This is a genomic window from Klebsiella sp. MS 92-3, assembly GCF_000195655.1.
GTDB classification, from domain to species: Bacteria; Pseudomonadota; Gammaproteobacteria; order Enterobacterales; family Enterobacteriaceae; genus Klebsiella; species Klebsiella pneumoniae.
Genome location: NZ_GL882824.1, coordinates 19,281 through 23,327 on the forward strand (window position 1 = coordinate 19,281; position 4,047 = coordinate 23,327).

The window sequence follows — 4,047 nt, forward strand, 5'->3', positions numbered from 1 at the left end:
GGGGCGTCGGCTATCTGTTGCATCCATTACATGCTTTTTTCTCGAGCCTGATTCCAGTTTCTGGTTTGCCACCTGTTTACAATAACTGGTATTTTATCCAGTACTTTTACAGGGGTATCTTCAGCAAGGAGCACATCATGAGCGCACAGCACCCTACCGCAGCCAGAGGGATAGCCAGGGCCATTCGCCAGTTAACCGTGGGATATGTCAGAAAACGCCATGAGGACCGCAAAACGCGGGAGACGCGGCGCTACACCCGCCACGCGGCATTAAGCTTAAACGGCGACTGGCTGGAGCAGGCGGGGTTTCCGGTCGGCACGCAGGTCAGAGTCTCGGTGTCGCCCGGTAAATTAGTGATAGAGAATCTTGAGCTGGCAGCGCCGGGAACGGGGCTCCCTTCCGGCCAGTCGTGCGCCGGCGGAGAGCCCGGTTCGCCGCAGGGCTAGTCGTCCGCGGCCTCCAGCTGAGTAAAGCCGCCCTTGCCCTGCCAGCCTGCCAACTGCTGATACACCCGGGCAACGGCCTCTTTCACCGGCTGGGTCATCGGATAATAAAAACCGACGATATCCGGCTGAATGCCGAGGAAAATCACCTCGCCGACGTCTTCTTTCAGCTGATCGACCAGATAGTTGAGCGGCATGTTATGGGTGGTCATCATAAACATCTCGGCGATGTCGTCGGGATCGATGATGCGAATGTCGCCGGGGTTTAGGCCCATATCGGTGGCATCGACAATCAGCAGGCGTTCGGGGCGTAATTCGCGGATCGCCACGATGTCGTTTTCCGGCGCGCTGCCGCCGTCGATGACCACCCACTGGCCGGCCGGGTTCGCCGCGCACATCTCCGCCAGCAGCGGGCCGGCGCCGTCGTCGCCCATCATGCTGTTGCCGACACAGAGTAAAACGTCAGTCACGTAATCTCCTCACCATCAGGTAGATGGCGCTCTCCTGGTGAATATCATGCAGCATGCTGAGCAGGGTTTTGCTCCACGCCTGCTGCTGCGGGGTCTGCGCGGACTGCGCTTTATCAAAGGCGTTGGCCAGCATCGCCACATGACTGCTGTCGATGACGATTTCGCCATACTTCGGCACGCCCTCCATTTTGCGCCGCGCGGCGCTTCCGGCCTCAAGGGTGGCGATCCATGCCAGATACGCGTCCCACGGGCAGCTCAGCGCCGCCTCCAGACAGTCGATGACGCCGAGGTGGTGGCCAATCGCCAGGCTGTAATAGACCACCTGCTGCGCCTGATCCGGCGTGGCGTCGTTCTCATCAATAAATTTACGGCTCAGCTGACTGAACACCACCGTCTCGCTCATCGGATACGCGCCCCCTCGACCACCTGGTTGAGATGGGTGACGATCTCGGTCAGACGCGGATCTTTCTCCGCCTCCAGCCAGCGCAGCACCTGGCTGTCGCCCTGGCCAAGCAGACGCATATAGTCATCGGCAATCTGCCGTCCATAGCGGTAGCCCGCCAGACGCCGCGCTTCGCGATCGATGCGCACCCGCAGAGGCTGCACCATATCGGCATGCAGCAGCTCGGTCGGCTGTTCGTCGAGCTCACCCGGCAGACGGGCATGAATTTTCTGCTCCAGCAGGCCAAGCGCCATGGCGAAGCCGTACAGCGTGGCGGCTGGCGTCGGCGGGGAGCCCGGAATATAGACGTCGACCGGTACGATTTTATCGGTACCGCCCCAGACGCAGTACAGGTCGTGGAAGATGCCGCCGCTGTTGCCGCAGGCGCCGTAGGAGATACAGATCTTCGGATCCGGCGCCGACTGCCAGGCGCGCAGCGCCGGGGAGCGCATCGCGCGAGTCACTGCCCCGGTAAACAACAGAATATCGGCATGGCGCGGCGAAGGCACCACCTTAATCCCGAAGCGTTCAGCGTCGAACAGCGGCGAAAGGGTGGCGAAAATTTCGATTTCGCAGCCGTTGCAGCCGCCACAGTCGACGCGGTAGACGTAGGCCGAACGTTTAATCTTCTTCAGTAGCGAGGCCTTCATGCTGGCGATGGATTCATCCACCGTCATCGGCACGGGAATGCCGTTTTCATCGCGCGGGCCAAGTAAAGTACTCATCAGCTGGCCTCCCTCATATGGCGGGTCAGTTCAATACGATCGGACGGCACCAGGCATTTCTGGCGCTTGCATTCCGGGCAGGTTTCGAAGCTTTCGCGGTGCAGCTCGGCGCGGGTATCGCCGTTATGCTTGAGCAGCGCGATGGCGTAGTCGATCTCCTTCTGCACCGCGAACGGACGCTGGCACTCCCGGCAGTGGCAGATAGCGAAGCGCGACTGCTGGAGGAAATCCTCTTTCTTCCACACCGCCAGCTCATACTCCGGCGACAGCTTAATGGCCGCCGTCGGGCACACCTCTTCACAGCGACCGCAGAAGATACAACGCCCGAGGTTGAACTGCCACGCCAGCTGGTTAGTGGCCAGATCGATCTCGACCGTCAGGGCGTTCGACGGGCAGGCGTTCACGCAGGCCGCGCAGCCGATACACTGCTGTGGCGTATGCTCCGGCTTGCCGCGAAAGTTTTTGTCCACCGGCATCGGCTCCAGCGGGTAGGCGTGCGTCGCGGTGCCGGTCTTAATAACTTTTTTAATAAAGGTAAACATGGCGATTCCTTATTTCAGCGGCGAGTTTTTACGCTCGATGCTGTAGCGCTCCAGCTCTTTGTATGGCACCACTTTGCTCTTCTTCTTGCGTACATCGACCACGGTCATGCGGTCAGTACAGGAGTAGCACGGGTCGAGGCTGCCGATGATCAGCGGCGCATCGGAAACGGTGTTGCCGCGCAGCATATAGCGCAGGGTCGGCCAGTTGGCGTAAGTCGCCGCCCGGCAGCGCCAGCGGTACAGTTTCTGGTTGTCGCCGGTCATGCTCCAGTGGATATCGTCGCCGCGCGGCGCCTCGGAGAAGCCCAGCGCGAAGCGGTGCGGAATATAGGTGAACCCCTCCACCATCAGTGGGCCGCCCGGCAGGTTATCGAGACCGAAATCAATCATATTCAGCGCGGTGTAAACCTCGTTGATCCGCACCTTGAGGCGAGATATCACATCGCAGCCCTGCTCGCTGTGGACTTCCATCGGCAGCAGGCCGTAACCGACAAACGGGTGGTCGGCGCGGGTGTCGCGGGCGTGGCCGCTGGCGCGCACCATCGGGCCGACGTTGCTGAAGTCGCGGGCGATTTCCGGATCCAGACGGCCAATACCGACGGTACGCTGTTCCATATTCGGCGTGCTGAGCAGCATATCCACCAGCTCCTGCACGTCGCGACGCATCTGCTGCGCCAGCTGACGGGTCTGGATCATGTCCTCTTTCAGCAGGTCGCGGCGGATCCCGCCGATCAGGTTCAGACCGTAGGTTTTACGCGCGCCGGTAAGGATCTCTGCCATCTTCATCGAGGTTTCGCGCACGCGGAAGAACTGCATAAAGCCGGAGTCAAAGCCGGTAAAGTGGCAGGCCAGACCGAGGTTCAGCAGGTGCGAGTGCAGGCGTTCCACCTCCAGCAGAATGGCGCGGATCATCTGCGCCCGCTCCGGCACCACGATGCCCATCGCGTTCTCCACCGAGGTGGTGTAAGCGGTGCTGTGGGCAAAGCCGCAGATGCCGCACACCCGGTCCGACAGGAAGGTCACTTCGTTATAACCCATGCGGGTTTCCGCCAGCTTTTCCATCCCGCGATGGACGTAGAACAGGCGGTAGTCGGCGTCGATAATGTTCTCGCCGTCAACGAACAGGCGGAAGTGGCCAGGTTCATCAGAGGTGACGTGCAGCGGGCCGATCGGCACCACGTTGTTTTTCTTGCTGCCGAGCTCGTTAATAAACTCGTAGGTTTCGGCGTCGGTGGTCGGCGCCGGACGCTGGCGATAATCCATGCTGTCTTTGCGCAGCGGATAGAGTTCGTCCGGCCAGTCGTCCGGCAGCACCAGCCGGCGTTCGTCCGGCAGGCCGACCGGCACCAGGCCGTACATATCGCGCACTTCGCGCTCGCCCCATACCGCCGCCGGGACGCGCGGCGTCACCGACGGGGATTCCGG

At 61.2% G+C, this 4,047-nt stretch carries 6 protein-coding genes; 1 reads left to right on the plus strand and 5 read right to left on the minus strand.

The window, feature by feature from the left end; all coding sequences use genetic code 11:
* Positions 1-137: 137 nt before the first annotated feature.
* A complete protein-coding gene (locus tag HMPREF9538_RS0127990) occupies positions 138-446 on the plus strand; it encodes a SymE family type I addiction module toxin (protein WP_002914883.1) in 309 nt (102 codons plus the stop codon).
* On the opposite strand, the gene hycI is transcribed toward HMPREF9538_RS0127990, so the two are convergent.
* The 5 genes from hycI to hycE all read right to left on the minus strand — a co-directional run.
* Positions 443-913 (minus strand): hydrogenase maturation peptidase HycI, encoded by a 471-nt coding sequence (gene hycI, locus HMPREF9538_RS10210; RefSeq protein ID WP_004174683.1) that lies wholly within the window; start codon positions 911-913, stop codon positions 443-445. The genes HMPREF9538_RS0127990 and hycI overlap by 4 nt on opposite strands.
* Positions 906-1,316 carry a formate hydrogenlyase maturation HycH family protein gene (locus HMPREF9538_RS10205; RefSeq protein WP_002914887.1) on the minus strand — a complete coding sequence of 137 codons (411 nt, stop codon included), beginning with the start codon at positions 1,314-1,316 and terminating at the stop codon, positions 906-908. Before HMPREF9538_RS10205 ends, hycI begins: the two co-directional genes overlap by 8 nt.
* Positions 1,313-2,080, minus strand: coding sequence for an NADH-quinone oxidoreductase subunit B family protein (locus HMPREF9538_RS10200; protein ID WP_009485502.1), 768 nt, complete (start codon positions 2,078-2,080; stop codon positions 1,313-1,315). The genes HMPREF9538_RS10205 and HMPREF9538_RS10200 overlap by 4 nt, the downstream gene beginning before the upstream one ends.
* Positions 2,080-2,622 carry a formate hydrogenlyase complex iron-sulfur subunit gene (locus tag HMPREF9538_RS10195; protein ID WP_002914893.1) on the minus strand — a complete coding sequence of 181 codons (543 nt, stop codon included), beginning with the start codon at positions 2,620-2,622 and terminating at the stop codon, positions 2,080-2,082. The genes HMPREF9538_RS10200 and HMPREF9538_RS10195 overlap by 1 nt, the downstream gene beginning before the upstream one ends.
* Positions 2,623-2,631: 9 nt before the next feature.
* Positions 2,632-4,047, minus strand: a 1,416-nt coding sequence (gene hycE, locus HMPREF9538_RS10190; RefSeq protein ID WP_009485503.1) for a formate hydrogenlyase subunit HycE, incomplete at its 5' end; no start/stop codon positions are given.